Source organism: Acetobacter pomorum, assembly GCF_002738225.1.
Lineage (GTDB): Bacteria > Pseudomonadota > Alphaproteobacteria > Acetobacterales > Acetobacteraceae > Acetobacter > Acetobacter pomorum.
Genome location: NZ_PEBQ01000029.1, coordinates 1 through 1,094, shown reverse-complemented (window position 1 = coordinate 1,094; position 1,094 = coordinate 1). Strand labels below are relative to the sequence as shown.

Annotated in this window: 1 protein-coding gene; it reads right to left on the bottom strand. The window is 49.9% G+C overall.

All coding sequences use genetic code 11. The annotated features are described in order from the left end of the window. Nucleotides 1-314: 314 nt before the first annotated feature. Entirely contained in the window at nt 315-1,019 is a 705-nt protein-coding gene (locus CSR02_RS02110) for a hypothetical protein (RefSeq protein WP_099540400.1), read from the bottom strand. Nucleotides 1,020-1,094 lie beyond the last annotated feature (75 nt).

Genomic DNA, 1,094 nt, shown 5'->3' with positions numbered 1-1,094 from the left:
GAAATCGACCTTCCTCGCAGCCGTGCAGTTCGCCTCAATCATCATCCTGCTTAACTGACGACACGCCGTAGGCGGAAGTAGCTCAGAGGCAATGCAACACACTATGACAAGCTAAAGTCAACATTCTTCGCAGTAGTGTAACTCGTTTTCGCCACCATCAAAATTAACTTACGACACACCTTGACATCAATGATTTTTACAATCCACCGAGACTGTATTCCGCGCTCCAATGAAAAAGCCCTCTGGATTATGAGCGCAACGCCGCTTGACAGATAACCCATGGTCCAGGATTAAACCGTGATACCTCCACAAGCCTAATTTCCGATATAATGCCCCTTCCCTGCCATTGGAGAGAGATCCGCGAAAACGTACCGATGCCAACCATCTCCGGTATTACGGAAAGTCCAGAAATGTACATCTTCAGGTAGGACAGGATCATCGGCCAATCCCTCAAAAACGCGATGATCTGAAACCCACTGCGGCATCTCCTTCGGTTTCATCAGGATAGCAACTGTAATTTCCTTTGCCTTATACGCAACTGGTCGCACATCGGTATATTCGAGCACGCGATCTGCACGAAGAGGATAACATAAACCATCTGGCGCCACGACACCTGCCGGAATAACCGCGTTGCCAGATATGTCTCGAACAGGCACAACACGCGTCATCGGCGGCGCGATCCCCATCAGATTTGCACGTAAGGCTGGGTTCGCCGCGAACCACCCAGCTTCATGGCCCGTTCCTATGAACAGATCGGCACTATTCTGCTCGTCCCGATCCACAAACTGTTGTGCAGGCGGAGTTGGAGGCCCCCCACCCATTGTATCCTGAAGGGGAATATAACTTAACGCGGCAGAAGATGGCTGATGAATATGTGTCACTATCTGCACAGACACACGCTTTACCACGCCTGCATCCATTAATGCCTGAATAAATTCTCCCGGCTGAATACCCGAAGGCCCACCCCCAAAATAAGTCCCAACGGTTCCCAGATTATAACCTGATACCGGTAAGGCCATACGGGATCGACGCGGAAATCTCACAGATGGAGTAATTTTGGATCATTTTCTGGTTGTTCAGGACTTCCTATACGT